This window comes from Paraburkholderia sp. J69-1 (genome assembly GCF_905220255.1).
GTDB lineage: Bacteria > Pseudomonadota > Gammaproteobacteria > Burkholderiales > Burkholderiaceae > Paraburkholderia.
This window is the reverse complement of sequence record NZ_CAJMZG010000013.1, coordinates 97,166-123,179: the sequence shown is the minus strand read 5'-3', so window position 1 is coordinate 123,179 and position 26,014 is coordinate 97,166. Positions and strand designations below refer to the sequence as shown.

The window sequence follows — 26,014 nt, the reverse complement described above, 5'->3', positions numbered from 1 at the left end:
TGAGACTATGATGTTCCGGCTTCGACTACGCGCTCGCGCCCTCTGCGAAGGCTTCGCGCAGACGGTACTTGAGTACCTTTCCGGCTGCGCTGGTGGGCAGAGCGGGCACGATTTCGATGCGGCGCGGCACCTTGTAATTGGCCATGTTGCGGCGCGCCCATTGCGCGAGCGCTTCGCCATCGGCTTGCGCGCCCGCACGCAGCACGACCCACGCGTGCCCCACTTCGCCCAGGCGCGCGTCCGGCACGCCGATCACGGCGATCTGCGCGACGGCCTCGTGCGCCGCGAACAGACGCTCGATCTCCGCCGGATAGCAGTTAAAACCGCCGACGATAAACATGTCCTTGATGCGATCCGTCACGCGCAGATTGCCGCCTTCATCGAGCGAGCCGATATCGCCGGTATGCAGCCATCCTTGCGGATCGATCGCATTGGACGTAGCGGCCGGATCGTCGAGATAGCCACGCATGACGTTATAACCGCGCACCCAGACTTCGCCCGTTTCGTTCGGCGCGAGCGCGGCGCCGTCCACGCCCGCGATGTGCATCTCGACGCCGGGCATCGCGCGGCCCGAGGTTTGCGCGACAGTCTGGGCATCGTCGCCGTGGCGGCAGAGCGTGGCGAAGCCACAGGTCTCCGTGAGGCCATAACCGGTCAGCACGGTTTCGAAGCCTAGTTCCGCGCGCATGCGTTCGATGAGGCTGGGTGCAATCGCGGCCGCGCCCGTCACCGCCACGCGCAATGACGCGAGATCGCGGCCCGCAAGGTTCGGCGCATCGAGCAGCGCGTAATAGAGCGTGGGCGGCCCAGGCAGAACGGAAATACGTTCGCGCACCACACGTTCGAGCACGGCCTGCGGATCGAACACGGCATGCGGCAGCACGGTCGCGCCGCTCGCGAGCGCCGCAAGCCAGCCTGCCTTGTAGCCAAAAGCATGAAAGAAGGGATTGACGATCAGATAGCGGTCGCCCTCGCGCAGCGTGGCAATCTGCGCCCAGTCGTGCACGCCGCGCAGGTTCTGGCCGTGCGTCGTCATCACGCCTTTCGGGCGGCCCGTGGTGCCGGAGGTGAACATCACGTCCATCAGGCTATCCGGGCCAACCTGTGCTTCGCGTGCGTGAACCGCGTCGAGCGGCGTCTGCCCGGCGCGCTGCAAAAAGGTCGGCCAGCTTTCGCAGCCGTGCTCGACATCGCCATCGAATACGATCACGCGTTCCAGCGATGCGGGCCGATGCGGCGCCAGCATCGACGGATACTGCTCGCCAAGAAATTCGCCACAGCAGAACAGGATGCGCGCGCCGCTATCGGCGAGAATCGCCCCTGCTTCAAGGCCTTTCATGCGTGTGTTGACGGGCACGAGCGCCGCGCCCGCGCTCTGGATCGCCAGCGCCGCGACGATCCATTCCGCCAGGTTGGGCGCCCAGATCGCCACGCGGTTGCCGGGCTCGATGCCGCACGCCATCAGCGCGCGTGCGGCTTCGATCCGCGCGGCGTCGAGTTGCGCATAGCTGAGGCTGAGCGCTTCGGATTCGATCGCCATGCGTGCGCCGTAGCGCGCGGCGCCGCGTGCGATCAGCGCGGGCGTTGTGAAAATGCCGTTAGGCTTCATCCAGGGTCTCCGGAAAGACGAGCGCCGCCGCAAGACAAGCTGCGGCGGCGCGGATAAATCGGAACATAGCGTGACGCTAATCGGGGAATACGATGCGGATCTGGGCGCTCGCGGGCCTGGCGCTGCATGCCAGCGTCCAGCCGTCGGCGCGTTCTTCTTCGTCCAGCGCGGCCTCGGCATTCAGCGCGACTTCGCCAGCTTCGACACGGCACATGCAGGCGCCGCACAAGCCGTTGCGGCAGGAACTGGGCGGCGCGAGACCGGCGCGCTCCATCGCGTCGAGCAAGGTCTCGCCAGGCTCGCAGGTGAAACGATGGCTCGCACCATCGAGCTGCGTTTCGACTTGCGCCTGCGTGCCTTCGCGTGGCTCTCTGGTTGTGGCCGCAACTTTCTCAACGCGATCGGGCAACGAAGCAAAGCGCTCGACGTGAATCTTCGCGCGCGGCAAACCCAGCGCCAGCATCGCCGCCAAAGCGCTTTCCATAAAGAGCGCCGGGCCGCAGATAAAGCAGGTTTGCTGACTCCACGGCCGCGCGAGTTCTTCCAGATGACGTTGCTGCGGCACGCCCTGCACACTGTCGAGCCAGTGAATCACCCGCAATCTGCCCGGATGGCGCTGCGCCAGTTCGCGCAACGCCGCCCCGAAGATCACCGACGATTCATCGCGGTTCGCGTAGATCAGCGTGAGCATGCCGCGTCCGCCAACCAGCGCCGCCTTCAGGATCGACAGCACCGGCGTAATGCCGCTGCCGCCTGCGAACAGCAGCAGATCTTCGTCGAGCGAGCGCGGCGTAAAGACACCCGCGGGCGTCATCACGTCGATTTCATCGCCGGGCTGCACGGCATCGCATAGCCAGTTCGATGCGCGCCCGTCACGCACGCGCTTGACCGTGATCTTCGGCGCTGCGTCCACGCCCGGCGCGCTCGACAACGAATAGCAGCGCTGTAGCGATGCCTCGCCGTGCGGCAGGCGCAGCGTGAGAAACTGCCCCGGCCGGTAGGCGAATGCATCCGCGAGCGCGCCCGGCAGTTCGAACACGAACGAGCGCACATCGGCGCTTTCGGCAATCACCTCGGCCACACGCAGCCGATGAAAACGCGCTTCGGTCATGGCAGGACTCGCGTGCATGCGTCAGGCAACGCCCATGATCATCTGCGCATTGTCGATGCGGTATTCGCTGCCGTTGATAAAGCGCGACGCATCGGAAGCGAGGAACAACACCAGTTGCGCGATATCTTCGGGCAGGCACATGCGCGAACGCGGATCGACCGACTCCGTGAGTTGCGCGCGGCCCGCTTCGGCCGAGCCGAAGAACGGTTCGGTCATCGGCGTGAGAATGCCGTCGGGGTGAATCGTATTGGCACGCACCTTGTAGCCCTGCGTCTTGCAGTGCGCGGCGATCGCACGCGTGAGCGCCGTCACCGCGCCCTTGCTCGCCGAGTACGCGCAGAATGCGCCCAGACCGCCCAGCGCCGCCACCGACGACATATTGACGATCGCGCCGCCCTTCTCCTTCATCGCCCGCACCGCCGCCTGGCAGCCGAGGAAATAGCCTTCGGCATTGATGCGCATGATGCGTTGCCACTGTTCGAGCGTAGCGTCTTCGATGCTGCCAAGCTGCAGGATGGCGGCGTTATTCACCAGCACGTCCGGCGTGCCGAAGTGCTTTTGCGTCGCGCCGAATACGTCGTTCCAGCCCGTTTCCGATGCAATATCGTGACGCACGAACAGCGCCGCATCGCCGATCTGCGCGGCCACCGCGTGGCCCGCTTCCTCGTTCACGTCGGTCAGCACCACGCGCGCGCCTTCGGCTGCGAACAGCAGTGCGTCGGCCTTGCCCACGCCGCTTGCTGCGCCCGTCACGATGGCGATCTTGCCTTTGAGTCTGTCTCCCATCTTCGTTCTCTCTTTGTCAGTGTGTCAGTGGATGAAGGGGTAAAACGGTTGCGCCTGCAACGTTATTGTTTGAAGCGTCGTGCGCGGCCAGCACTTCACGTGCTGCTGCGCGGCCGGCCTGACGGCCCGACCAGATGCAATCGGCCAAAGACAGGCCGCTTACGTAGTGATTCGATGCCAGCCCGCGTGCGGCGCGCCCTGCGGCGTATAACCCTCCAATGGCGTCGCCGTTCGCGCGCAGCACGGCATGGGTGGTTTCGTCCACGCGCAGCCCGCCCAACGTGATCGCCGGACAGGGAAACACGCGGCTATCGGCGGAAATATCTAGCGCGTAGTACGGTGCACTCGCGAACGCCGAGAGCATTGCGGCAGACTTGCCGAATTCGCTATCTCGTCCTTGCGCAAAGGCCGCGCGATAGTTGGCCAGCGTGCGTTCGAGCGTGAGCGGATCGGCGCCGATCAGCGATGCCAGTTCCGCCGGGGTATCGGCGCGCCGCCGGTTCGCAAGCATCAGCAACAAAGCGGGCACGCTCTGGAATGCCCACAGACGCCCTCGCACGCATTCGCGCAACGCTTCACGCACGAGCGCCGAATCCAGAATCAGCCACGCACGGCCGTCACGCCTCTCGCACATCGCATGGCCGAGTTTCGCGCCATACACTTCCTCGTTGCAGAAGCGCTCGCCACGCGCATCGACCACGCAGCCGCGCGCCCATGCAAACGGCGGGTTGATAAATCGCCACGCGGAAACACGCTCCATATAATCGGCAATCCCGCCCGCCGATTCACCCAGGCGAATTCCCGAACCATCGCAGGCGGTGGTACCAAGCCGCCAGTTCGCGAGGTAATGCGGCGCGTGTTGCGCCACCATCTCGCGGTTGAAAATAAAGCCACCCGTTGTGAGCACAACGGCGTTGGCGCGGATGTCGCGTACCTCACCTGCGTTCTGCTCCAGCTTGAGAATGGCGGCACGCAGGCGATCGGCCAGCGCGGGCAAGCCGTTGTGCAGCTTGTCGGCCCAACGCGCGAGCCGGGCATGATGCCTGCGGGCGCGGCCTGGTTTCACGCTCCAGACCTGCGCGCCCATCACGCGCCCCGTTGTATCGACGATCAGGCGGCGCACGCTGGCGTGCTGCTCGATCTCGACATTCGGTTCCGCTTCCACGGCGCGACGCAGCGTGGCGAACAACGCGCGCCCCGACATGCCGCGCGCCACCACGCGATGCCCGCGCGGCGCAGGCGGCACCTCGGGTGCGTCGCCCACGGCCTCGTTGCCCGAGTAATACAGGTAGGCGCGCTCAGGCGGATACGACGTCTTGCGCTCGGGCATCGTGGCGCTAAAGCGAACGCCGTGCCGTTCCAGCCATGCGAGTTGCGCCACGCTACCGTGGCAGAAACGTTCGAGCGCGGCAGGCGTGACCGCATCGCCCACTTCGCTGCGCAGATACGCGGCCATGGCTTCGGGCGTATCCGCGTAGCCCGCTTCGCGTTGATACGGCGTGCCGCCGCCCGCGTAAATCACGCCGCCGCTCTTTGCGCTCGCACCGCCGCCTTCGAAGCGCTCGACGATGTGCACGCGTGCGCCCGCCTGTGCCGCTTCGAGCGCGGCGCAAGCACCCGCTGCGCCAAAGCCAGCAATCAGCACGCCGCAGGTGTCGTCCCAGCGATGCGCATTCGCATCGGCGATAACGAGTGGTGTTTCCACAGGCGTGGCGCTCGAGTTCATGCGCTGGTAGCGGCGTTCGTAGCGGTCGTATAAGCGCCATCGACGTAAAGCAGCGGTTCGATGTCGCCGCTAAGCTTCACCTCGCGCAGCTTGCCGATAAACACCGTATGCGTGCCGTAATCGAAGCGTCCGTCCTGCGTGCAAAGCAGGTTTGCCTGGGCGCCGTCCAGATACGGCACGCTTTGTTCCGAGCGCTGCCAGTCGCCGCTCGTAAAGCGCGCTTCGCCTTTGAGCCGGCCGCTGCAATCGATGGCGATATCCTGCTGGCTCGCCGCAAGCAGATTGACGCAGAAGTCCGCACCGGCCGCGAGCGGCGGATACATCGACGACGACTGGTTGATGCAGATAAGCAGCGAAGGCGGCTCGGTCGACAGCGAATCCACTGCGGTTGCCGACATCGAATAACGCCGCTCGCCGTCGCAGCAACTGATGACCGCGACCGACCGCGCAAGGCGGCGCATGGCCAGCAGCATATCGGCGCGCAGTGGCTCGATTGAAAGTTCGCTCATTGTGTGACTCCACGAAACTCGCGATCCGTGCGCGAGGCTGAAACAGAGAAGGAAGCGCCGGCTTGCGCCGCGCAATGATCGGCGGCGCGATAGCCAAAGGTCATTGCGGGACCGAGCGTCGAACCGGCGCCCGGATAACTCGCGCCCATCACCGATGCGCTCGTATTGCCGATCGCGTAGAGCCCGGCGATCACGCTGCCATCGGCGCGCAATACACGTGCGTGTTCGTCGGTGACGAGGCCGCCTTTGGTGCCGATATCGCCCGCATCGATGCGCACGGCGTAGAACGGCGCTGTGCCAATCGGCGCGAGACACGGATTCGGCTTCACAGCGGGATCGCCGTAATACGTGTCGAACAGATTGCCGCCTTTACCGAATTCTTCGTCGATACCGCTGGCTGCATAGTCATTCATGCGCGCAATCGTCTCGCGCAGTCCCGCCGCGTCCACGCCAATTTGTGCCGAGAGTGCGTCGAGCGAATCCGCTCGATGCAACAACGATCGATAGGAATTCGGAATACGCGAATCTGGCATCATCGAACCCGGCATGATCGGGCCGCACGGATAACGCTTGCGAAAGCGCGCATCGAAAATCATCCACGCGGGCAGACAGGCGCCGGTTTTTGCATGATCGCGATACATCGCGTAGATGAATTCAGAGTACGGTGCGGCTTCGTCGACAAAGCGCTGACCCAGGCCGTTGACGATCACGCAGCCCGGCAGATTGCGCTCGACGAATAAGGCGCGCTGCTTCTCTTCGCCCGCCACGTTCAACGTAGGCGCGCCCCACACATGGGACATCAGTGCGAGCGCGCCGCCCGCGCGTTCGCCCGCGAGCATGCCGTCGCCGGTGTTGTGCGGCGGCGTGGCGCTCCACTGCGCATCGGTCGGGTGCGGCAGATAGCGTTCGCGCAAAGACTGGTTGCGCTCGAAACCACCCGAAGCCAGGATCACGCCGCGCCGCGCGAGCACGCGCAGCATCTGCCCCTCGCGCTCGACCAGCACGCCATCGATATGACCATCGAATTCGATCAGATCGCGCATTGGCGTATGGAGCCAAAGCGGCACCTTGCGTTCGAGCAGCGCGTAGCGCAGCCCACCTACGAGCGCATTGCCAAGCGTGAGCCGCCGGTCGCGCCGCGAACGCAGCCGCGCGCGAATATCCAGCCAGTAACGGCCGAATTGGCGCAGCGCGAGCATCATGAAGCCGCGCTCTTTCGACAGCAGCGTATGCGCCTCTTTCGAAGTCACCGCCACACGTGCGCCAATCAACGTGCCAGGCGATGGCTGACGCAAACGCGCAAACTCATGGCCTAATCGCGCGCCGTCGAACGGCAGCGGATCGAGCGCGCGATAGCCGGGCATGGCGCCCGGCAGCGCCTGAAAATAATCGGCGTAATGCGGCAGCGACTGGTAACGCACAGGTGTACGCGCTTCCAGATAGCGCAGCATTTCCGGCGCGGTGTCCAGATAGGCATCGAGTCGTGCGCGCGAACTTGCGCCCGCCGTGCAGGCGTCGAGATAGACCCGCGCGGCTTCGCGCGTATCCTGGCCGCCCGCTTCGGCGATATGGTGATTGCACGGCACCCAGATGCCGCCGCCCGACACCGCCGACGTGCCGCCATACTCCCCGCTCTTTTCGATCACCACCACGGAAAGCCCCTGATCGGCCGCACGGCACGCGGCAAGCAGGCCGCCCGCGCCGGAGCCGACGATCACCACGTCGAATGTTTCGGTCTGCATGGGCTGCTCGCTCATGATCGCCGCCCTCAGATAAAGAAGTCGGTATTGGGGCGGCCGAGCATCACTGCACCCAGGTTCTGGCCGAAACGGTCGACGTTATTCGCGTAGTGCGCGCGCGCCGCGTGCAGGTCGAGAAAACGGCGCACGAGCGGATTGCGGCGATAGATGCCATTGCCGCCCGCATAGCGCAGCAGCGTGTTGGCCGCCTGCGCGCAACGCTCGGCCACCTGCGCCGATTGATAGCGAAACAGCACGCGTCGCTCGATCGGCACTTCGGGGCCGCCCTGGGCCGCTGCCAGCAATTCCGCGAAATTGCGGCGCAACAGCACCTGCATTTCGTCGATGGCCGTCGAGGCGTTCGCGCACGCGGACTGCGCGCCCAGATCATCGGTCGTTTTCGCGCCGCTATTGGCGCTCACGCGATTCGCCGCATAAGCGGTAAAGTCGTCGAGCGCGCCCTGCAATGCGCCGATGCAGGCCGTGCACACCGCACGCACGAAAATCTGCGCGAACGGCAGACGAAACAGCGGCGCATCGTTCACCTCGAGCCCGGGGCTCGTGCCCATCATGCCGTCCACCGCTTTGTGCGTGCGATAGGCGGGCACGAACACGTCCTCGACTACGATGTCGTGACTGCCCGTCGCGCGCAGACCCAGCACGTCCCAGTCGCGCTCGATGCGATACGCGCTTTTCGGCAGCAGGAACGTGCGATATTCGGGCGGTTCGCCATCGCGCGCGGGCGGTACCAGCGCGCCAAGGAAAACCCACTCGCACAACTCGCTGCCGCTCGAAAACTTCCAGTGCCCCGAAAGCCGGAAGCCGCCTTCCACCGGCGTGACCTTGCCCACCGGCATATAGGTCGAGGCGATCAGCGTAGAAGGATCGTCGCCCCAGACATCGCGCTGGGCCTGCTCGTCGAATAGCGCAAGCTGCCAGTTATGCACGCCGACCACGCCATACACCCACGCCGTGGACATGCAACCGCGCGCGAGCGCCATCTGGATTTCGAAGAACACCTGCGGCTCCAGTTCGTAGCCGCCATAGCGCTTCGGTTGCAGCACCTTGAAGAAGCCGCCCGCCTGCAGGTCCGCGAGCGTTTGCGCCGGAATGCGCCCTTCGGCTTCCGCGGCATCGGCGCGCTGCGCCAGCACGGGCGCGAGCGCCTGTGCGCGTGCGATCAGTTCGGCCGCAAGGGCGTTCGAATCGTGTTCTCGATGCACCGCTGTCTCCTTGTGTCTTCTTGATGTTGTGGCCGGCTTGCCGGTGTCGGTCTCAGGCGACCGCGCGCGCCTTCACGCGGTTGAAGTACGGAATCACGTGTTCGCCGATATTGCGGATGGTTTCAAGCTGCGCTTCATGCGGCACCGTACCCATCTGGCAGAGAAACAGCACTTCGTCCACGCCCGCTTCCATCAGGCGTCCTACATAACCGATGCAGTCATCGACCGTGCCGTAAGCGTGATTCGGGTTCATCATCGACAACGCCGGATCGCTGAAGTCCACCACCACTTCTTCCGAGGCGAAGCGCGAGCGGATCACCATCTGGCCGCCGTCCGCCTGGACAAGATCGTCGCCCCAGCTCGACGGATCGGGACGCTCGCCGCCGGTGTACCAGTACGCGAGCGACTCCATGAAGTAGCGCTGGCCGCGAATGCCGATCTTGCGGGCCTGCTGGCCGTCCGCCATGACGATGGCCGGGCACAGCGCCGCGAGATGTTCGGTCGGACGGAAACCCACCTGATCTTCGGCCTTGCGCGCGCGCCACGCTTCGCGATAGAGCGCGTTCTTTTTCGCCACTTCGTCGGGGCCGCCAAAACCCAGCACCAGCGCACCGAGCCCACGTTGACCGGCGCGCAGCAAACCATCGCTATTGGTACAGGCCATATACATCGGCGGATGCGGATCCTGATACGGCTTCGGGTGAATCGGACGTTTAGGAATCTTGATGTATTGACCGTTGTGTTCGATCTCTTCCTGCACGAACATCTTCGGCACGAGGTACATCGATTCGTCGATCATCGGCTGCAGTTCCGCGAGGTCGTAGCCGAACGCGCCCGCTTCCTGCTGGCTGCCGCCCTTGCCCACGCCAAAGTGCACACGGCCCTGCGAAAGAATGTCGAGCATCGCGACGCGCTCGGCCACCTTGATCGGATGATTCATCGCGGGCGGCAGGCAGATTACGCCGTGACCGAGGCCAATGCGCGTCGTGCGGCCCGCGAGATAGGCAAGAAACGTTTCCGGCGCGCTCATATGCGCGTAGTTCGTGAGCGAGGTGTGCTCGACGCACCAGACGGTGTCGAAGCCCATCTGCTCGGCCAGCAGCGCCTGCTCGACGGTCTCCTTGAAGACGCAGTGGTCGCCCTCGCGCGATGCATCGGTCGTCTGGGCTTCGTAGATCAGGGAAAACTTCATCGCGGGTGTCTCCTTGTTGTGTCGGACTCGCCGGCTGCGCCGCCGCGGATGGGCCAGGTCGGGCGAGATGGGAACCGCGTGGCGGTCCATGAGAGGAAGTGTCGGCGCGCAAGGCATGCGCGGCATCGTCTATTTGGATTAGCGCGTTTTGCTGCGCCTGGCGCGCGATGCGAAGGGTTGTAGCGGCCTAGTCCAATCGGACATGGCGCGCCGCTACGCGCGCGCTAGCATCGGCTCGTGGCATGACCACAGAACACACAACGGGAAGATGCGATGAAGGCTTCGATGATGCTGTACCCGGTGGACACGATCGACACGGCGCTGCCGTTTTTCGTCGATGGACTCGGGCTCACGGTGAAAATGCGCGACGGCGAGCGCTATTGCGCACTGGAAGGCGGTCCGCTCACGATTGCGCTGGTAGCAGGCGATGAACGGATCGTAGAACGTCCGGCACTAACGTTCAGGATTGCAGAAGATGACGATCTCTATGCGGCGATGGCGCGCGTGGTAGCCACGGGCGCTTCAGTGCGCGTGCCGGTGCAGCAGGGGCCGCATGAATTGCGTGCCGTGCTGGAAGATCGCAATGGCGCGCTGCTGGTGCTCACGCAAAAGCATCTGGCGTGATGGACGAAGCGGCCTTTAACAGCACGTTAAAGGCCGCCTGCCTGCGTGGCGCGGCGTCAACCCAGCGGCACCACGCTGCCCAGCAGGATACGCACGAGCGTGGCCTGACGCGTCACGCCCGTCTTCGAAAAGATCGAGCGCAAATGCGCGCGCGCCGTGTTCTTGCTGATGCCCAGTTCTTCGGCGGCCTCTTCGAGTGTGAGGCCGTTGGTGAGCAGCAGCGCGAGCGAAGTCTCGGCGGGCGTGAGGTCGAACAGCTTGCGCACGACCTCCTGCGAGCGCTGCGATTTGCGGTCCGGGTCGCGCAGAAACAGCACGGTCGCGGGACGGCGGCGATTATCCTCCGACCAGTCGGACAGCGGCACCGTACGCACCAGCACGCCCAGTTTCGGGCGGTCGCCGCTACGCGTGACGGGCATCGCTTCCACCAGCGGCCCCGCCGTGCCGAAGTGGCCCATCATCGCGTGGCGAATCAGCCGCTGCAGCGTGCGGTTTTCGTGGCTATCGGTGGCTTCCACATGACCGTGCGCGATACGCAGGCCATCCGTTTCCGCGAGGATTTCATCGGCGACACTATTGGTGCTCATGATCGCGCCGTTTTCGTCAAGCGTGACGGTGCCCACCAGCATGCGGTCGATGGCGCTCGCATAGAGCGTGCGCTCCGATTCCACCACGTCCAAGCGCGAATGCAGTTCCACCGCGCGGCGCAGATGCGGCAGCAGCAGCGCGCAAAACGCCTTGTCGCGTACGGAAAAATGCGCGACGCCATGCTTGCGGCAAACGCGAAAGCGGCATTCCACGCCGGTTTCCGTGCGCAGATCGGCGCCCATGATGTAGCGCACGTCGGCGGGCTGCAGAAACTGTTTGTAGAGCTCGCTCGACAGCCAGCCGGTTTCGCCAAACACCTCGTCCACCGTCACCACGCGCTCGGCGGGCAGGCCCACGAACGGGTCGAGCGAATAGTAATAGTCGTTATACGAGGCATCGTTGGGCGCGCCTGCGCCTTCGGCCGCGTGCACCATGAGACCGCGGCGGTCGCTCGACGGCGAACGCAGGATCAGCGTGGCGTAAGTGGCGTCCAGATGCACGCGTATGAGTTCCAGCGCGGCCTTCCAGGGCACCGTTTCCAGCGGCCCCTGATAGATGCGCGCAAGCAGCGCGCTGAACTGCGGAACGTCGATGCCCGCCACGGCGCTCGCGTCCTGGCCCTCTTCCGGGGCCCATCTCGTCTCCATCAACACGGTCTCCGTCCTCCATGCCGCCTGCACGTCGCTTTTGCGACGGCCAACTTTACGGGGCTGTCATGCGATCGGCATCGGGAGATTCCCCTGGCCGGTGCATCGCCTCGCGTCTCCTGTTTCTCGTGCGTCTCATCTGTGGACGCTTCTTTGGCGGGGCGCGTACAGCACGAACCCTACGTTGCGCCCCATTCCAGACATTACGCCGAAGCGCCTGCGCGCCCCTCGTCTGATCGGACGATGCCACCGCCGCGCCCAGGCGCTCCAATTCGCTCAATGACTATTCCGGGCGCCATAGGGCGAGATTTTCGCTGTATTCAGCGCCTGTTTCATCGCTGATTCCGGTCCTTCACATCCATTCATTCCAAGGAGAAACCCGCATGGCGCTCGATCCCCAGGCCGCCGCGCTGCTTGCCTCGCTGGCTGGCGCGCCCGCGTCCGACTATGCGCGACTCGACGCCGCCAGTTATCGCGCCGCGCTCGCGGCCGGCGGCGCGGCCAGTGCGTTCGGCGCAGGTGATGCTGTCGCCGCCGAGGAAGACCTCGCGTTGCCGGGCCTCGCCGGTGCGCTGGCTGCGCGTCTTTATCGTCCGGTTGCTGGCCTGGATGGCGGTGACGAGGCGCTTGCGCTCACAGTGTTTTTCCACGGCGGCGGCTTCGTGGCGTGCGGAATCGACACGCACGCCAACCTCTGCCGCACGCTCGCAGCGCGCGCCCGCACGCTCGTGCTATCGGTCGATTACCGGCTCGCGCCCGAAGCGCGCTTCCCGGCGGCCGCGCACGACGCCCTCGCTGCCGTGCGCTGGGCGGCCGCCCATGCCGTGCAGCTGGGCGCGCGTCCTGATGCGCTGGCCGTCGCCGGCGACAGCGCGGGCGGCAATCTCGCCGCTGTTTGCGCCCAGCAATTGCGCAACGAAGTCGCGATTGCCCATCAATTGCTGCTCTACCCGGTACTCGACTGCGCGCACGAGCATCCTTCATACGAAAGCTTCGGCCAGGGCTACCTGCTCGACGCCGGTTTGATGCGCTGGTTCAAGCATCAATATTTCGATGCCGATGCGGATCGCTCCAGCTCGCTTGCCAGCCCGCTCGGCACCGAAACGCTCGATCAGGTTGCGCCCGCAACCATCATCAGCGCCGAATACGACCCGCTGCGCGACGAAGCCGAACACTACGCCGCGCGCCTCGCCCAGGCGGGCGTGGCCGCAACGCTGGTGCGCTGGCCGGGCCAGATACACGGCTTCGCCAGCATGCTGGGCGTGTTCGATGCCGCCGACGCCGCGCTCAGCTTCGGCGCGCACGCCTTGCACGCGGCGCTTTATCGCTGATATCGCCATGACGGAAATCCTTAGTGCCACCGATTCCCAGGGCGTCGCCACGCTCACATTCAACCGCCCGGACGCGCTCAACGCGCTCAGCGAAACCATGGCCGTCGAACTTTGCTCGCGCCTCGATCGACTGACGCAAGACCCATCGGTGCGTGCGATCGTGCTGACCGGCGCGGGCCGTGCCTTCATGGCGGGCGGCGACGTCAACGCCATGCGCGCCGCGCTCGACTTGCCCGCAGCGCGCCGCACGCGCGCCATCGGCAAACTCGTGCGTCATGCACAGGTTGCGGTCGCAACCATCGCGCGTTCCCCCAAACCGATCCTGGCGAGCGTGAACGGCGCGGCAGCGGGCTTCGGCCTCGCGCTCGTGGCCGCATGTGACGTGGCGATCGCCGCCGACAACGCATCGTTCACCTCGGCGTACAACCGGCTCGGCACCTCGCCCGACGGCGGCGCGAGCTTCACGCTGCCGCGTCTGCTGGGCACGCGCGTGGCCGCGCAATGGCTCTATCTGGACGAATGCCATAGCGCCGACGACGCCTTGCGCGTTGGCCTCGTCAACTGGGTTGTTCCCGCGGCAGAACTCGCGAGCGCAACACGTGAACGCGCCGAGCGTCTGGCCGAACTGTCGCCGGTCGCCTTCTCGCACACCAAACATCTGATCGCCGATGCACCGGGCCGCACGCTGGACGCGCAACTGCTGGCCGAACAACGCGGCTTTCTCGCCTGCGCAGCGCAGGCCGATTTCCGCGAAGGCAGCAACGCGTTTGCAGAACGTCGCGCGCCGCGCTTTCCCATCCGTACCGAGGAGCCCAAGCCATGAAGCTGGCCGATACCGCCACCATCGTCGAGGAACTGCGCGCGGGGCGCATGGTGATCCTCGTCGATGAGGAAGACCGCGAAAACGAAGGCGATCTCGTCATTGCCGCCGATTGCGTGACGCCCGCCGCGATCAACTTCATGGCGCGCCACGCACGCGGCCTGATCTGCCTCACGCTCACCGCGGATCACGCAGCACACCTGCAACTCGCGCCGATGAGCACGCGCAACGGCACACAGTACGGCACGGCGTTCACGGTCAGCATCGAGGCCGCGCAAGGCGTGACGACCGGCATCAGCGCCGCCGACCGCGCCCACACGATCCGCACGGCCACGGCGCCCGGCGTGCGTGCGGAGCATCTGGTGCAGCCTGGCCACGTGTTTCCCATCGTCGCGCGCGAAGGCGGCGTGCTGGTGCGCGCGGGCCATACGGAAGCGGGCTGCGATCTCACCGCGCTCGCGGGCTTCACGCCGGCCGCCGTGATCTGCGAAATCATGAACGACGACGGCACCATGGCGCGGCTGCCCGAACTCAAGCGCTTCGCACACGAACACGGCCTGAAAATAGGCACGATCGCCGATCTGATCCGCTATCGCAGCGAGCGCGAATCGCTGGTGGAGCGCATCGGCGCGCGCGCAATCGATACAGCGTGGGGTCGATTCGAGGCAATGGCCTATCGCGACCGCGTGAGCGGTGCAACGCATCTCGCACTCGTGCGCGGCCAGCCAGACGCCGATATACCGACGCTCGTGCGCGTACAGGAGCGCGCCTCGCTGCTCGATCTGCTCGATCCTCCCGACGTGCGAACGAACGCGCACGTTCAGGCGCTGCACGCCTCGCTCGCGCGCATCGACGCGTGCGATTGCGGCGTGGCCGTGCTGCTCGATTGCGAATTGCGGGTGAATTCAGCGGAGAACCTGCGCGATGGGCAAGGCGCTTCGGCTTCGGTTTCTGGCAAACGCCATTACGGCATCGGCTCGCAGATTTTGCGCGACCTCGGTTTGAAAAGACTCAACGTGCTGTCCAGTCCGCTGAAATTGCCCGCGCTTTCAGGGCATGGACTGGAAATCAGCGCGTTTATTCCGCTAGAAGATCTGCCTGATATGGCGAGCGATAGCGTCAGCGCTTCTGTCGATTCGATTCGCGCTGCCGCGTTTGCGACGTATAGCGCGCCTGCGCTGGTCGAAGCATAAAAGAGAACACACAACCATGAATCCAATCATCGCGCTCGTTACCGGCGCTTCGCGCGGCGCGGGCAAAGGCATTGCGCTCGCGCTGGGCGCGGCCGGCGCCACCGTTTATGTCACCGGCCGCTCGCAGCACGAAGGCGATGCGCCCTTGCCCGGCACCATCCACGCAACCGCCGCCGAAATCGACCGGCTGGGCGGGCGCGGCATCGCCCTGCCCTGCGATCACGCCGACGATGCCCAGGTCGAAGCCGCCTTCGCCCGCATTCGCGCGGAGCAAGGACGGCTGGATGTGCTCGTGAATAACGCCACCGTGCTGCACGACGAGTTGATCCGCCCCGCGCCGTTCTGGGAAAAACCGCTGGAGATGGTCGATATTCTCGACGTCGGGCTGCGCTCGGCTTATGTCGCGAGTTGGCACGCGGCAAAGCTGATGGCGGCGCAACGCAATGGCTTGATCGCGTTTACTTCGTCGTTTGGCGCGAGCTGTTATATGCACGGCGCGGCGTACGGCGCGCAGAAAGTGGGCGTGGATAAATTCGCCAAGGATATGGCGGTCGATCTGCGTGCATTCAATGTAGCGGCCGTCTCGATCTGGATGGGCATGCTGCAGACCGAACGCACCGCGCGCGTGATCGCCGCCCATCCCGAACAGTATGCGGGCTTCAGCGAACTCGCGGAAAGCCCGCAATTTACGGGTCGTCTTATCGATGCGCTTTATCGCGATCCGCAGCGCGCGGCTAAATCCGGCCTCGTGCTGGTCGGTGCGGAACTCGCGCGCGAATATGGTATTACCGATATCGACGGACGCCAGCCGCCTTCGCATCGCGAGCAACTGGGCGGACCGGTGCAGGCACATCCGGCTATCGTTGCCTGATTCGCGCGCGGTAGGGGCGTTGATTGTGCGTTCGTTGTGCGTTCAGTGCGCGTTCAGTGATACCCTGCGCGCATGACGACACTCGCTCCCTCAGCACTGGCATCGTTGCGCGCCTCCTGCGATGCGTGCTTCGGCACGCCCACGGTGTGGCCGCTTATAGAAAGCGCCTACAGCGAACCGCAGCGTTTCTATCACACGCTCGCGCACCTCGCGGAACTGTTCGATCAACTCGAACCGTTTCGCGGCGAAGCGCACTGGCCCGCGATCGAGCTTGCCGTTTGGGGCCATGACGTGGTCTACGCAACCTCATTGCCCGAATACGCCGATAACGAAGCGCTCAGCGCAACGTGGTTGCTGAACGTGACACAAGCCCATTGTTCCGCAGACTGGCTGCGCACGCACGCCCTTCATCTGGCGTTAGCGCAGCAGTGGATACGCGCAACGAAAACCCATAAACTACCGCCCGAATGCGAACGCGATCCGGCCCAAAAGCACGCGGCGCTGCTATTTCTCGATGCCGATCTGGCGATTCTCGCGGCACCGCTCGAACGCTTGATTGATTACGATAAGGGCATTGCGCAGGAATGGGCACAAGACCCAGATAATCCGGCAGAAGCGTTCCGTTTGGGACGTCTGCAAGCGCTCAAAAGCCTGCGCGAACATACGCCTTTATTTCATACCGATGAATTCGCGCGACGGGAATCACTCGCGCACGCGAATCTCAATGCTTTAATCGCACGATACGAGACTCGCCAATAATCAATTCGTAACCGCGAACCTGCGCCGCGCCAATGGTAGGATCTGCACCAACTCCTACGCATTCGGGTTTTATATGCCGCGCGAAAATTTCAACGATCTGCTGGCCTTTATTGCCGTCGCGCGCGAACGCAGCTTTACGCGCGCGGCCGCCCAACTGGGCGTATCGCAATCGGCACTCAGCCACACGATACGCGCACTCGAAACGCGGCTTGGTCTGCGTCTGCTCACGCGCACGACGCGCAGCGTCTCCACGACCGAAGCGGGAGAGCGCCTGTTTCAGGCCGTGGCACCGCGCTTCGAACAGATCGACACCGAACTCGCTGCACTCGCCGACCTGCGCGACAAGCCCGCCGGCACCATTCGCATCACGGCGACGGACCACACTGTCGAAACGGTGATCTGGCCAAAGCTCAAGGATTTTCTGCCCGCCTACCCGGACATCAAGGTGGAAATCAGCGTGGATTACGGGCTGCGCGATATCGTCGCCGATCGATTCGACATTGGCGTGCGCACCGGCGATCAGGTCGCGAAGGACATGATCGCCGTACGCATCGCACCCGATCTGAAGATGGCGATTGTCGGCTCGCCCGAGTATCTGGCGAAGCAGAAAGCGCCCAGAACGCCGCAGGATCTGCTCAAGCACGACTGCATCACGCTGCGCCTGACCAGCGCAGGCGGCCTGTACGCGTGGGAACTGAAGAAGGACGACCACGATCTGCAGGTTCGCGTGGACGGCCAGCTCATCTTCAATACGATTCCGCAAATGCTGCATGCGGCGCTGGGCGGCTTCGGCCTCGCCTTTATGCCAGAGGATGTCGCGCTGCCGTATATCCGGGCGGGCCAGCTCAAGAGCGTACTCAAGGACTGGTGCCCGGTGTTTCCCGGCTATCACGCGTATTACCCGAGCCGTCGGCAATCGTCGCGCGCGCTGGGTCTGGTCATCGACGCGCTACGTTATCGCGGCAAACTCCAGGCTTGATCAAGCCTGCGCGCTCAGAAACTACGACGGCCTTCGATCGGATAGTTAGGGTCCGTATAGCCGGGCGTGGAAACATGACCCGGCGGCACGAGGCTATCGATAAAGCGTTCGTCTTCGGCATCGAGTTTCAATTCGAGCGCCTGCATATAGCTGTCCCAATGCGCTTCGGTGCGTGGACCCGCGATCGTCGAACTCACGAGACGGTTGTTGAGCACCCACGCCAGCGCAAACGCAATCGCATTCGTGCCGCGCTGCGCGGCATATTCCGCAATACGTTGCGCGATCTGCAGCGATTCGGCGCGCCATTCCGTCTGCTGGATGCGACGGTCGCCACGCCCCACGCGGCTATCGGCGGGCGGCGGCGCGTCGGGCGTGTACTTGCCGGTCAGCACGCCGCGCGCGAGCGGGCTATAAGGCACCACGCCCAATCCATAGTGCGCGGCGGCGGGCAATTGTTCGACTTCGGCACTACGATCGACGATGTTGTAAAGCGGTTCGCTCGCCACTGGGCGATCGATGCCGAGTTGATCGGCAATACGCGCGACTTCGGCAATGCGCCAACCCCGGAAATTCGACAACCCGTAATAACGCACTTTACCCTGGCGAATCAGATCGCCCACGGCGCGCACGCTTTCTTCGAGCGGCAGATCGGGCAGCGCGCGATGGAAATAAAGCACGTCGATATAGTCGGTGCCGAGCCGTTTGAGGCTTTCCTCCACGCTCTGATAAATCCATTTGCGCGACTGGCCCTGGCGGTTCGGGCCTTGTGCCGGACCGGCCGCGTAACCGAATTTCGTGGCGACAACCCAATCGTCGCGATGCGCGGTAATGGCACGTCCCACGATTTCCTCGGAGCGGCCTGCGTGGTAGACATCAGCCGTGTCGACAAAGTTGACACCTTGTTCGAAGGCTTTCTCGATGATGCGCCTTGATGTCGCTTCGTCGGTTTCGCCGCCGAACATCATGGCGCCGAGACACAACGGCGATACCTTGAGGCCGCTACGGCCAAGATTGCGATAGTCCATCTGCTTTCACTCCAAAATGACTGCACGCCGGCACGACGGCCAGATCTGCATAACATCCGCATTAGAAACCAGATCTGTCGCGGGATAAAGACCATGAATCGGCATGCTTTCATGAACCCGTCTCATGAATTGACGGACCGGTGACGCCAGGCGGATCGATCTGTTTCGCGCGCCATTTAGTTCGCCATCCTTTCTATATTCGATCCATCGAAAGCGCGGTAGTTATCGCCCTACTTTTCGCCCCGGCAACAATAGCGCAGAATGGAGCGGACGCATGAAACCGTTGTACGCGCGCTTTCCCACATTCTGGGTACACACAAAAAAACCGGAGACGTGATGGACGATAAGCTTGTTGCGAACGCTTCTGCTTCTTCTGCTGCTTCCACTACGACACGCGCCAATTTTCGCTGGCACGTGCTGGTCTGGCTGCTCATCGGCGGCATCATCAACTACCTGGATCGCGCGAATCTGGCCATTGCCGCGCCCGGCATGATTCACGATCTCGGTCTCACACGTACACAGATTGGCCTGCTTGGCACGGTGTTTTCATGGACCTATGCGGTCATGCAATTGCCGGCTGGCTGGATCATCGACCGCTTCGGCGCCAGGCGCGTCTACGCAATCGGCATGATCTGGTGGAGCGTGGCAACGTGGCTCACGGGCATTGTTGGGTCCGTTGCGGGACTCGTGCTCATGCGCGTGCTGCTGGCCGTGGGCGAGGCGCCGTGCTGGCCCACCTCGGCCAAGATCACGGCCGCGTGGTTTCCCGCGAAAGAGCGCGGCTTTGCCACCGGCATCTGGGATTCGTCCTCGAAATGGGGCCCGGCGCTCGCGCCCGCTGTGCTGGTCGCGCTGATGATCGCGTTTGGCTGGCGTTCGCTGTTTCATGTGACGGGCGCACTCGGCATCGTATTCGCTGCGCTATTCCTGCTGCTCTATCGCAATCCGGCGCAAAGCCAGCGTCTCTCGCGCGAAGAATTCGCCTATATCGAAGCGGGCGGCGGCGGTCATGAACATTCGCTCGACAGCGCGCCCATCAAATGGCGCTCGCTGTTCGCCTCGCAAAGCGTGTGGGGCATGATCCTGGGCTACTTCTGCGCCATCTGGCTGTGGAATCTCTTTCTGGTGTTTCTGCCGTTGTATCTGATCGACCGCTTTCATATTTCACTTATACAACTGGGCTTTTACGCGAGTATTCCGTGGTTCGGCGGCGCGGCCGGTGAAATCATTGCAGGCTTTATTGCCGCACGACTCGTCGATCGCGGCGTGGCAACGCCGATGGTCGCCAAGCGCATCTTGATCGTGATCTGCTCGCTGGGCGCAGCGCTTTGCGCGATTGCGCTGCCGTTCGTGCAATCGATTGACGCGACCATTACGCTGATGACAGTCGGTCTCGCGTGTATCGCGGCGACTATCGGCAATGCATGGGCGCTTGCGGGCGATATCGCGCCGCGTTCGATGATTGCATCGGTCAGCGCGATCCAGAATTTTGGCGGCTATTTTGGCGGCGCATTTTCACCCGTAGCTGCAGGCTTTATTGTCGATCGCACAGGCTCGTACACGCTGGCATTCGTGATCGGCGGCGCCATCGCCGGTTGCGCCGCACTGTTCTACTGGTTCATGGCGCGCCGCACGGTAGTGCCCGCAACCTGAGCGTGTCTATGCACGTCTATTCAATGCCCTGCCCTTATACTTCCTGGCTCAAGTAAAAATACGGCGGCATGCTGCTATAGCGTGCCGCCCGCTAACAAGGAAGACAGGATGGGACCGTATGTGGACGCCGTGCCCTCGGCCGAGGTGCTTCCCGCGCGTGCGGACGTGGTCATCGTCGGCGGCGGGATTATCGGCGTATCGGCGGCGTGGCATCTGGCCTCGCAGGGCGTGAGTGTCGTGCTCTGCGAGAAAGGCTATGTGGCCGGCGAGCAATCGAGCCGCAACTGGGGTTGGTGCCGCCAGGCAGGCCGCGATATGCGCGAGATGCCGCTCATCACCGAAAGCATGCGCCACTGGCGCGCAATGAGCGAGACCGTGGGCGCCGATGTAGGTTATCGCGAATGCGGCGTGCTTTATATCGGCGAAAGCGAAGCAGACGAGGCCGGTTTCCAGCAATGGTTCGACGACGCAAGCGGCTACGACACCGGCGCCCGCATGCTGCGCGGTGCCGATCTCGCGAAACTGCTGCCGGGTGCATCGCGCAGTTTCCGCGCAGGCCTGTTCGTGCCCACCGATGGCCGTGCCGAACCGCAACGCGCTGCGCCTGCCCTCGCGCGCGCGGCACAGGCGCGCGGCGCGACCATCGTCGCGCATTGCTCGGTCCGTGCGCTCGAACGTTCTGCGGGCCGAGTTTCCGGTGTGATTACAAGCCGTGGCCGCATCGGCTGCGATGCGGTGATTCTCGCGGGCGGCGCATGGTCGAGCCTGTTCTGCGCACACGAGGGCGTGCGCCTGCCGCAATTGAAAGTGCTGGGCACCGTGCTGCGTACTTCGCCGGTTGACGACGGGCCGCTCACGTGCGGCTGGCTCGGCGATATTGGTTATCGCAAGCGCCTCGATGGCGGCTATACGATCGGTTACGCCGGCCATCGCTATACCCCGGCGAGCCCCAATGGCCTGCGTTTTCTGCGCGAATATGTGCCCTTGCTCAAGCAGAACTGGCGCACGATCCGCCCACGTTTCGATGCTGCGGCGCTGCGCGAATTCCGCGACCGGCCCGGCTGGCAATCCGACCAACGCAGCCCGTTCGAGCGCACACGCACCATGGACCCCACACCTTCGCAACGCGGCGTGGCGGCGGCAATGGCCAGCATGACGCGGCTTTTTCCGGCATTCAAGGATGCGCAGGTCGTGCAGGAATGGGCCTGTTATATGGATGTCACGCCGGACATCATTCCGTATATCGGTGCGAGCGCAACGATTCCAGGCTTGACGGTGGCAACGGGCTTTTCGGGCCACGGTTTCGGTATCGGCCCGGCGGCGGGGCGCGCTGCCGCCGATATCGCAATTGGCCGTGATGCCGGCATCGACCTCGCACCGTTCTCGCTGGACCGTTTCGCACCCGGCATGCCGATCGTGCCCGGCGGCGAGATCTGATATCGCACGAGCGCGGCCCACGCGGCTACGTTCACGCTCAGGGCGGTGCAGCATTTCAGCGCACCGCCCTTTTTGTTTTCCTCTCGATTTCAGCAGAAGAATGTGCATCCCGGAAAAACATACACGATTCATTTATTTCGGCATCCGTATTATTTACCCGATATGACGTGATATGCCGCTTTTATAGCCCTCTTTCTATCGTCTGCAATTCACTATGATCGATCCCTATGGTAGACGCGCTTAATTGATTGCTCTATACTCGGTTCAACTTCTTTACAAAACGCACGATCTTGTGCGAAACGGAAGGCAAGTTCGCGCTTCGTTGCGCGCGCATCCGTTTCGCCACCTCCAGGGGGCCTCCGGCTCCAGCGGTTTGAAATCCGGCCCAGAGAGTCATCGCCGGTTTCCACCGCATTCATGTCGTCTTTTTCATAGACGGCGCCCTGCCCGGGCACGCTTTTCGCTACGCCGGGCTGAACATGACAATCAGACGAACGCCGCTACGCGTTCACTCGACTCCCCGCTGCGCACGATCGCAGCCGGCAAGGACTGTTTCCGTCAGTTCAATCGCGGCCTTGCCGGGATCACGAACTTCCATTCGCGGCGCCATCTGGCGTCTTCGCAGCGCATTGCTTTCCGCTTTTTACGCGCTGCACCGAGTTTGAGGAGGCGTATCTTCATGAATCGACGCACTGTCCAGGTAGTGGGCAGCCTGATCGCACTAGCCGTTATCGCCTGGGCGCTTGCCCGCGGCATCGGCGCCGATACTTTCCGCGCCCATGCGGGAGATCTCGCGTATTACGCGGGCCAGCATATGCTGCTGGTCGGCTATTCGATGGTGCTTGCCATCCTTGTCGGCGTGCCCGCCGGCGTGCTGCTGAGCAGGCCGCGCTTTCAGCGCCAGGCTGAACGCTTCATGCAGATTTTCAACATCGGCAATACGATTCCCTCGCTTGCCGTGCTGGCCATTGCGCTGGGCATTTTCGGCATCGGCAATATTCCGGCTATCGTTGCCTTGTTCCTCGCCTCGTTGTTACCGATCACGCGTAACAGCTACGAAGGGGTGAAGAACGTGCCGGGTTCGCTGCGCGAAGCCGCCAAAGGTATCGGCATGACGGGCTGGCAATCGCTCACCCGCGTGGAGTTGCCCAATGCCCTTCCGATCATCGTGGGCGGCATTCGCACCGCGCTCGCGATCAATGTGGGCACGGCACCGCTCGCCTATCTGATTGGCGCGGACAGTCTGGGCTCGTTGATCTTCCCCGGCATCTATCTCGACAACGAACCGCTGCTGTTGCTGGGCGCCGCATTCACCGCGATCCTTGCGCTCCTGCTCGACGGCATCGTCGCGACCGGTAGCCGTCAATGGCTGCTCCGTCACGGAGGCTTCGTATGATGATTCGGAGTACGATTCGACGTTTCGCCAGCCTCTGCGCGATTGGCGTGCTGTGTGCTGCAGCGAGCAGCAGCGCCTTCGCCAGCAAGATCGTGTTGGGCGCGAAGAACTTTACCGAGCAATACGTGCTGGCCGAAGTCACGGCGCAATATCTGCGTTCGCGCGGCTACGACGTGGAAGTGCGCTCGGGTCTGGGCAGCACGCTCATGCGCAGTGCGCTCGAAAACGGCCAGTTCGATCTCGTCTGGGATTACACGGGTACGGCCGCGCTGGTCTACGACAAGCTCACCGACAAACTCGGGCCCGAGGCCATGTACCAGCGCGTGAAAGCGCTCGACGCGCCGCGCGGTCTGGTCTGGCTCAATGCTTCCTCGCTCAACGATACCTATGCGCTGGGCCTGCCGCGCCAGTTCGCCGAATCATCGGGTATCAAGACGGTTTCGCAGCTTGCCGATTATCTGAAGACGAATCCCGAAGCCAGACATATTGTGTTTGGCATGGATGCCGAATTCGCCAATCGCCCCGATGGCCTCAAGCCGTTTCTCGATACCTACGGCATGCACTTCAAGCGTTCGCAGATGAAGCAGATGGACCCGGGTCTCGTCTACACGGCGCTGCATAACAATCAGTTGAAGATCGGCCTCGTTTATACGACCGATGGCCGCGTGAAGGGTTTCGGCATCGTGCCGCTGGAAGACGACAAGCACTACTTCCCGCCGTACAACGCCGTGCCGGTGGTGCGCAAAAGCGCACTCGAGCAGAACCCCAAGCTTGCTGCGCAACTCAATGCCCTTTCGGCCGCGCTCAACAACGAAGTCATGCAGGACATGAACAAGGCCGTGGACCTCGACGGCAAGCCGCCGCGCGAAGTGGCGCAGGACTTCCTGCGCGCGCATCCGCTGCCTTGAAGGAGACCGTATGAACGTATTCGACTATCTCGCTTCGAGCTGGCCCGATCTTCTGCAACTGACGTTGCAGCATATCTATCTCGTGGGTATCGCCGTCGGTTGCGCGATCATCGTGGGCGTACCGCTGGGCGTGCTGATCAATCGGCATCAATGGCTCGCCGGGCCGCTGCTCAGCGTCGCCACCATCGTGCTGACGCTGCCGTCCATCGCGCTGTTCGGGCTGATGATTCCGTTCTTTTCGCGCTTCGGCCAGGGCATTGGCGCCCTGCCGGCGATTACGGCGGTGTTTCTTTATTCGCTGTTGCCGATCATGCGCAACACCTATCTCGCGCTGCATAACGTGGATGCGGGCATCAAGGAAGCCGGCACCGGTATTGGCATGACGTCGTGGCAGCGTCTGCGTCTCGTCGATCTGCCGCTCGCGGTGCCCGTGATTCTTGCGGGTGTGCGTACCGCCGTGGTGATGAACATCGGCGTGATGACGATTGCGGCCGTGATCGGCGCGGGCGGGCTGGGTACGCTGATCCTGCGTGCGATTGGCCAGAGTAGCATGATGAAACTGCTGGTAGGCGCGGTGCTCGTGAGCATTCTCGCCATCGTTGCGGATCTGTTCCTGCAGATGCTGCAACGCGCATTGACACCGAAAGGAGTACAGAAGACATGATCGAACTCGACAAACTGACCAAGACCTTCACGCAGAAAGGCGGCCAGCCCGTGAAGGCGGTCGATGCCGTGAGCCTTTCGGTCCAGGAAGGGGAAATCTGCGTGTTTCTCGGCCCTTCGGGCTGCGGCAAGACCACCACGCTGAAGATGATCAACCGCCTGATCGAGCCCACGTCTGGCCGCGTGCTGATCAACGGCGAGGACACCACGGGTCTGAACGAAGTCGATCTGCGCCGCCATATTGGCTATGTGATCCAGCAGATCGGTCTGTTCCCGAACATGACGATCGAAGAAAACATCACGGTCGTTCCGCGTCTGCTAGGTTGGGATAAAAAGCGTTGTGCGGAGCGCGCGAAAGAGTTGATGTCGATGGTCGCGCTCGATCCGAAGCAGTATCTGAAGCGTTATCCGCGTGAGCTTTCGGGTGGTCAGCAACAGCGTATTGGCGTGATTCGCGCGCTCGCTGCCGATCCGCCTGTGCTGCTGATGGACGAACCGTTCGGCGCAGTGGACCCGATCAATCGCGAGACCATCCAGAACGAATTCTTCCAGATGCAGCGGCAACTGAAGAAGACCGTGATCATGGTGAGCCACGATATCGACGAAGCGATCAAACTGGGCGACCGTATCGCCGTGTTCCGTCGCGGCCAGCTCGTGCAGTACGACCATCCCGATACGCTGCTGGCGCGTCCGCGCGATGAGTTCGTCGCGCAGTTCGTCGGCCAGGACAGCACGCTCAAGCGCCTGTTGCTGGTGAAGGCCGGCGACGCCGCCACCCAGCCGGAAACGGCACGCGTGACCACGCCGCTTGCGCAAGCCTTTGCAGTGATGGACGAAGCGGATACGCGCTATCTGACCGTGCTGGACGATTCGGGCCATGCACTGGGCTTTGTCACGCGCCGGGCGGCACGCGGTACGGAAGGTGTTTGTGGCGATCGTGTGACGCCCTTCCCGGCCAGCGTTTCTGCTGAAGATAATCTGCGTGTGGTGCTCTCGAAGATGTATCAGTTCAGCGCTTCGTGGATGCCGGTGCTCGATGCCGATGGCGCGTATATCGGCGAGATCACGCAGGATTCGATCGCCGCGTACCTGAGTTCGGGCCGTTCGCGTCACCAGACCGGCCAGCCGCCCGGCACGGCCAGTCCGATCGTGCACGCGGCAGCGTAATCACGTGTGAACGAAATAAGGGCCGGCGCTTTTTTAAAAGCGTCGGCCCATTTCTTAA

General features: G+C 63.4%; 23 protein-coding genes. 13 read left to right on the top strand and 10 right to left on the bottom strand.

Annotation, left to right across the window (positions count from 1 at the left end; genetic code table 11):
• Positions 1-25: 25 nt before the first annotated feature.
• From U5A67_RS23655 to U5A67_RS23620, 8 genes are all read right to left on the bottom strand, one after another.
• Complete coding sequence (locus U5A67_RS23655; protein ID WP_321816086.1) at positions 26-1,609, bottom strand: FadD3 family acyl-CoA ligase; 1,584 nt, start codon at positions 1,607-1,609, stop codon at positions 26-28.
• A gap of 76 nt (positions 1,610-1,685) precedes the next feature.
• On the bottom strand, positions 1,686-2,720 hold the full coding sequence (locus U5A67_RS23650; protein ID WP_321816085.1) for a ferredoxin--NADP reductase: 1,035 nt from the start codon (positions 2,718-2,720) through the stop codon (positions 1,686-1,688).
• A 21-nt stretch (positions 2,721-2,741) separates the two neighbouring features.
• Positions 2,742-3,506 (bottom strand): SDR family oxidoreductase, encoded by a 765-nt coding sequence (locus tag U5A67_RS23645; RefSeq protein WP_321816084.1) that lies wholly within the window; start codon positions 3,504-3,506, stop codon positions 2,742-2,744.
• A 16-nt stretch (positions 3,507-3,522) separates the two neighbouring features.
• Positions 3,523-5,211: an FAD-binding protein gene (locus tag U5A67_RS23640; protein ID WP_415767912.1), complete on the bottom strand. Its 1,689-nt coding sequence runs from the start codon at positions 5,209-5,211 to the stop codon at positions 3,523-3,525.
• 17 nt (positions 5,212-5,228) lie between these two features.
• Complete coding sequence (locus U5A67_RS23635) at positions 5,229-5,741, bottom strand: flavin reductase family protein (protein ID WP_321816082.1); 513 nt, start codon at positions 5,739-5,741, stop codon at positions 5,229-5,231.
• Positions 5,738-7,498 (bottom strand): FAD-dependent oxidoreductase, encoded by a 1,761-nt coding sequence (locus U5A67_RS23630; protein ID WP_321816081.1) that lies wholly within the window; start codon positions 7,496-7,498, stop codon positions 5,738-5,740. The genes U5A67_RS23635 and U5A67_RS23630 overlap by 4 nt, the downstream gene beginning before the upstream one ends.
• An 11-nt stretch (positions 7,499-7,509) precedes the next feature.
• Positions 7,510-8,703: an acyl-CoA dehydrogenase family protein gene (locus U5A67_RS23625; protein WP_321816080.1), complete on the bottom strand. Its 1,194-nt coding sequence runs from the start codon at positions 8,701-8,703 to the stop codon at positions 7,510-7,512.
• Positions 8,704-8,755: 52 nt separating this feature from the next.
• On the bottom strand, positions 8,756-9,895 hold the full coding sequence (locus tag U5A67_RS23620) for an LLM class flavin-dependent oxidoreductase (RefSeq protein WP_321816079.1): 1,140 nt from the start codon (positions 9,893-9,895) through the stop codon (positions 8,756-8,758).
• 273 nt (positions 9,896-10,168) lie between these two features.
• Here U5A67_RS23620 and U5A67_RS23615 point away from each other — a divergent pair, with 273 nt between their 5' ends.
• On the top strand, positions 10,169-10,519 hold the full coding sequence (locus U5A67_RS23615) for a VOC family protein (RefSeq protein ID WP_205986034.1): 351 nt from the start codon (positions 10,169-10,171) through the stop codon (positions 10,517-10,519).
• Positions 10,520-10,575: 56 nt separating this feature from the next.
• On the opposite strand, the gene U5A67_RS23610 is transcribed toward U5A67_RS23615, so the two are convergent.
• Positions 10,576-11,754, bottom strand: a complete 1,179-nt coding sequence (locus U5A67_RS23610) for a helix-turn-helix transcriptional regulator (RefSeq protein ID WP_321816078.1) — start codon at positions 11,752-11,754, stop codon at positions 10,576-10,578.
• A 383-nt stretch (positions 11,755-12,137) separates the two neighbouring features.
• Between U5A67_RS23610 and U5A67_RS23605 the strand changes: the two genes are divergently transcribed.
• The 6 genes from U5A67_RS23605 (at position 12,138) to U5A67_RS23580 (ending at position 17,707) form a co-directional block, all read left to right on the top strand.
• The gene (locus tag U5A67_RS23605; protein WP_321816077.1) at positions 12,138-13,085 is read left to right on the top strand and encodes an alpha/beta hydrolase; all 948 of its coding nucleotides are present in this window, start codon (positions 12,138-12,140) and stop codon (positions 13,083-13,085) included.
• A 7-nt stretch (positions 13,086-13,092) separates the two neighbouring features.
• A complete protein-coding gene (locus tag U5A67_RS23600; protein ID WP_321816076.1) occupies positions 13,093-13,908 on the top strand; it encodes an enoyl-CoA hydratase/isomerase family protein in 816 nt (271 codons plus the stop codon).
• A complete protein-coding gene (gene ribBA, locus U5A67_RS23595; protein WP_321816075.1) occupies positions 13,905-15,098 on the top strand; it encodes a bifunctional 3,4-dihydroxy-2-butanone-4-phosphate synthase/GTP cyclohydrolase II in 1,194 nt (397 codons plus the stop codon). The genes U5A67_RS23600 and ribBA overlap by 4 nt, the downstream gene beginning before the upstream one ends.
• A 16-nt stretch (positions 15,099-15,114) precedes the next feature.
• Complete coding sequence (locus tag U5A67_RS23590) at positions 15,115-15,969, top strand: SDR family NAD(P)-dependent oxidoreductase (protein WP_321816074.1); 855 nt, start codon at positions 15,115-15,117, stop codon at positions 15,967-15,969.
• Positions 15,970-16,260: 291 nt separating this feature from the next.
• Positions 16,261-16,728: a hypothetical protein gene (locus tag U5A67_RS23585; protein ID WP_321816073.1), complete on the top strand. Its 468-nt coding sequence runs from the start codon at positions 16,261-16,263 to the stop codon at positions 16,726-16,728.
• A gap of 73 nt (positions 16,729-16,801) precedes the next feature.
• Entirely contained in the window at positions 16,802-17,707 is a 906-nt protein-coding gene (locus U5A67_RS23580) for a LysR family transcriptional regulator (RefSeq protein ID WP_205986027.1), read from the top strand.
• A gap of 14 nt (positions 17,708-17,721) precedes the next feature.
• Here the strand turns inward: U5A67_RS23580 and U5A67_RS23575 are convergent, their stop codons facing one another.
• Positions 17,722-18,732 carry an aldo/keto reductase gene (locus U5A67_RS23575; protein ID WP_321816072.1) on the bottom strand — a complete coding sequence of 337 codons (1,011 nt, stop codon included), beginning with the start codon at positions 18,730-18,732 and terminating at the stop codon, positions 17,722-17,724.
• Between the two features lie 336 nt (positions 18,733-19,068).
• Between U5A67_RS23575 and U5A67_RS23570 the strand changes: the two genes are divergently transcribed.
• The 6 genes from U5A67_RS23570 to U5A67_RS23545 all read left to right on the top strand — a co-directional run bounded on the left by U5A67_RS23570 (position 19,069) and on the right by U5A67_RS23545 (position 25,956).
• Positions 19,069-20,385, top strand: a complete 1,317-nt coding sequence (locus U5A67_RS23570; RefSeq protein ID WP_321816071.1) for an MFS transporter — start codon at positions 19,069-19,071, stop codon at positions 20,383-20,385.
• A 108-nt stretch (positions 20,386-20,493) separates the two neighbouring features.
• A complete protein-coding gene (locus U5A67_RS23565; protein WP_321816070.1) occupies positions 20,494-21,822 on the top strand; it encodes an FAD-binding oxidoreductase in 1,329 nt (442 codons plus the stop codon).
• Positions 21,823-22,501: 679 nt separating this feature from the next.
• Positions 22,502-23,218 carry an ABC transporter permease gene (locus U5A67_RS23560; RefSeq protein ID WP_321816069.1) on the top strand — a complete coding sequence of 239 codons (717 nt, stop codon included), beginning with the start codon at positions 22,502-22,504 and terminating at the stop codon, positions 23,216-23,218.
• Positions 23,215-24,126 carry a glycine betaine ABC transporter substrate-binding protein gene (locus U5A67_RS23555; RefSeq protein WP_415767911.1) on the top strand — a complete coding sequence of 304 codons (912 nt, stop codon included), beginning with the start codon at positions 23,215-23,217 and terminating at the stop codon, positions 24,124-24,126. The genes U5A67_RS23560 and U5A67_RS23555 overlap by 4 nt, the downstream gene beginning before the upstream one ends.
• Positions 24,127-24,136: 10 nt before the next feature.
• Positions 24,137-24,790, top strand: coding sequence for an ABC transporter permease (locus U5A67_RS23550; protein WP_205986022.1), 654 nt, complete (start codon positions 24,137-24,139; stop codon positions 24,788-24,790).
• Positions 24,787-25,956, top strand: a complete 1,170-nt coding sequence (locus U5A67_RS23545; protein WP_321816068.1) for an ABC transporter ATP-binding protein — start codon at positions 24,787-24,789, stop codon at positions 25,954-25,956. Before U5A67_RS23550 ends, U5A67_RS23545 begins: the two co-directional genes overlap by 4 nt.
• Positions 25,957-26,014 lie beyond the last annotated feature (58 nt).

What these genes read in the sequence shown, in the direction of transcription:
- U5A67_RS23560 (WP_321816069.1), top strand. Translation starts at nt 22,502, where the DNA reads ATGAATCGACGCACTGTCCAGGTAGTGGGCAGCCTGATCGCACTAGCC.
- U5A67_RS23575 (WP_321816072.1), bottom strand. Translation starts at nt 18,732, where the DNA reads ATGGACTATCGCAATCTTGGCCGTAGCGGCCTCAAGGTATCGCCGTTG.
- U5A67_RS23600 (WP_321816076.1), top strand. Translation starts at nt 13,093, where the DNA reads ATGACGGAAATCCTTAGTGCCACCGATTCCCAGGGCGTCGCCACGCTC.
- U5A67_RS23580 (WP_205986027.1), top strand. Translation starts at nt 16,802, where the DNA reads ATGCCGCGCGAAAATTTCAACGATCTGCTGGCCTTTATTGCCGTCGCG.
- ribBA (WP_321816075.1), top strand. Translation starts at nt 13,905, where the DNA reads ATGAAGCTGGCCGATACCGCCACCATCGTCGAGGAACTGCGCGCGGGG.
- U5A67_RS23610 (WP_321816078.1), bottom strand. Translation starts at nt 11,754, where the DNA reads ATGGAGACGAGATGGGCCCCGGAAGAGGGCCAGGACGCGAGCGCCGTG.
- U5A67_RS23635 (WP_321816082.1), bottom strand. Translation starts at nt 5,741, where the DNA reads ATGAGCGAACTTTCAATCGAGCCACTGCGCGCCGATATGCTGCTGGCC.
- U5A67_RS23630 (WP_321816081.1), bottom strand. Translation starts at nt 7,498, where the DNA reads ATGAGCGAGCAGCCCATGCAGACCGAAACATTCGACGTGGTGATCGTC.
- U5A67_RS23650 (WP_321816085.1), bottom strand. Translation starts at nt 2,720, where the DNA reads ATGACCGAAGCGCGTTTTCATCGGCTGCGTGTGGCCGAGGTGATTGCC.
- U5A67_RS23605 (WP_321816077.1), top strand. Translation starts at nt 12,138, where the DNA reads ATGGCGCTCGATCCCCAGGCCGCCGCGCTGCTTGCCTCGCTGGCTGGC.
- U5A67_RS23545 (WP_321816068.1), top strand. Translation starts at nt 24,787, where the DNA reads ATGATCGAACTCGACAAACTGACCAAGACCTTCACGCAGAAAGGCGGC.
- U5A67_RS23620 (WP_321816079.1), bottom strand. Translation starts at nt 9,895, where the DNA reads ATGAAGTTTTCCCTGATCTACGAAGCCCAGACGACCGATGCATCGCGC.
- U5A67_RS23590 (WP_321816074.1), top strand. Translation starts at nt 15,115, where the DNA reads ATGAATCCAATCATCGCGCTCGTTACCGGCGCTTCGCGCGGCGCGGGC.
- U5A67_RS23550 (WP_205986022.1), top strand. Translation starts at nt 24,137, where the DNA reads ATGAACGTATTCGACTATCTCGCTTCGAGCTGGCCCGATCTTCTGCAA.
- U5A67_RS23655 (WP_321816086.1), bottom strand. Translation starts at nt 1,609, where the DNA reads ATGAAGCCTAACGGCATTTTCACAACGCCCGCGCTGATCGCACGCGGC.
- U5A67_RS23555 (WP_415767911.1), top strand. Translation starts at nt 23,215, where the DNA reads ATGATGATTCGGAGTACGATTCGACGTTTCGCCAGCCTCTGCGCGATT.
- U5A67_RS23570 (WP_321816071.1), top strand. Translation starts at nt 19,069, where the DNA reads ATGGACGATAAGCTTGTTGCGAACGCTTCTGCTTCTTCTGCTGCTTCC.
- U5A67_RS23565 (WP_321816070.1), top strand. Translation starts at nt 20,494, where the DNA reads ATGGGACCGTATGTGGACGCCGTGCCCTCGGCCGAGGTGCTTCCCGCG.
- U5A67_RS23615 (WP_205986034.1), top strand. Translation starts at nt 10,169, where the DNA reads ATGAAGGCTTCGATGATGCTGTACCCGGTGGACACGATCGACACGGCG.
- U5A67_RS23645 (WP_321816084.1), bottom strand. Translation starts at nt 3,506, where the DNA reads ATGGGAGACAGACTCAAAGGCAAGATCGCCATCGTGACGGGCGCAGCA.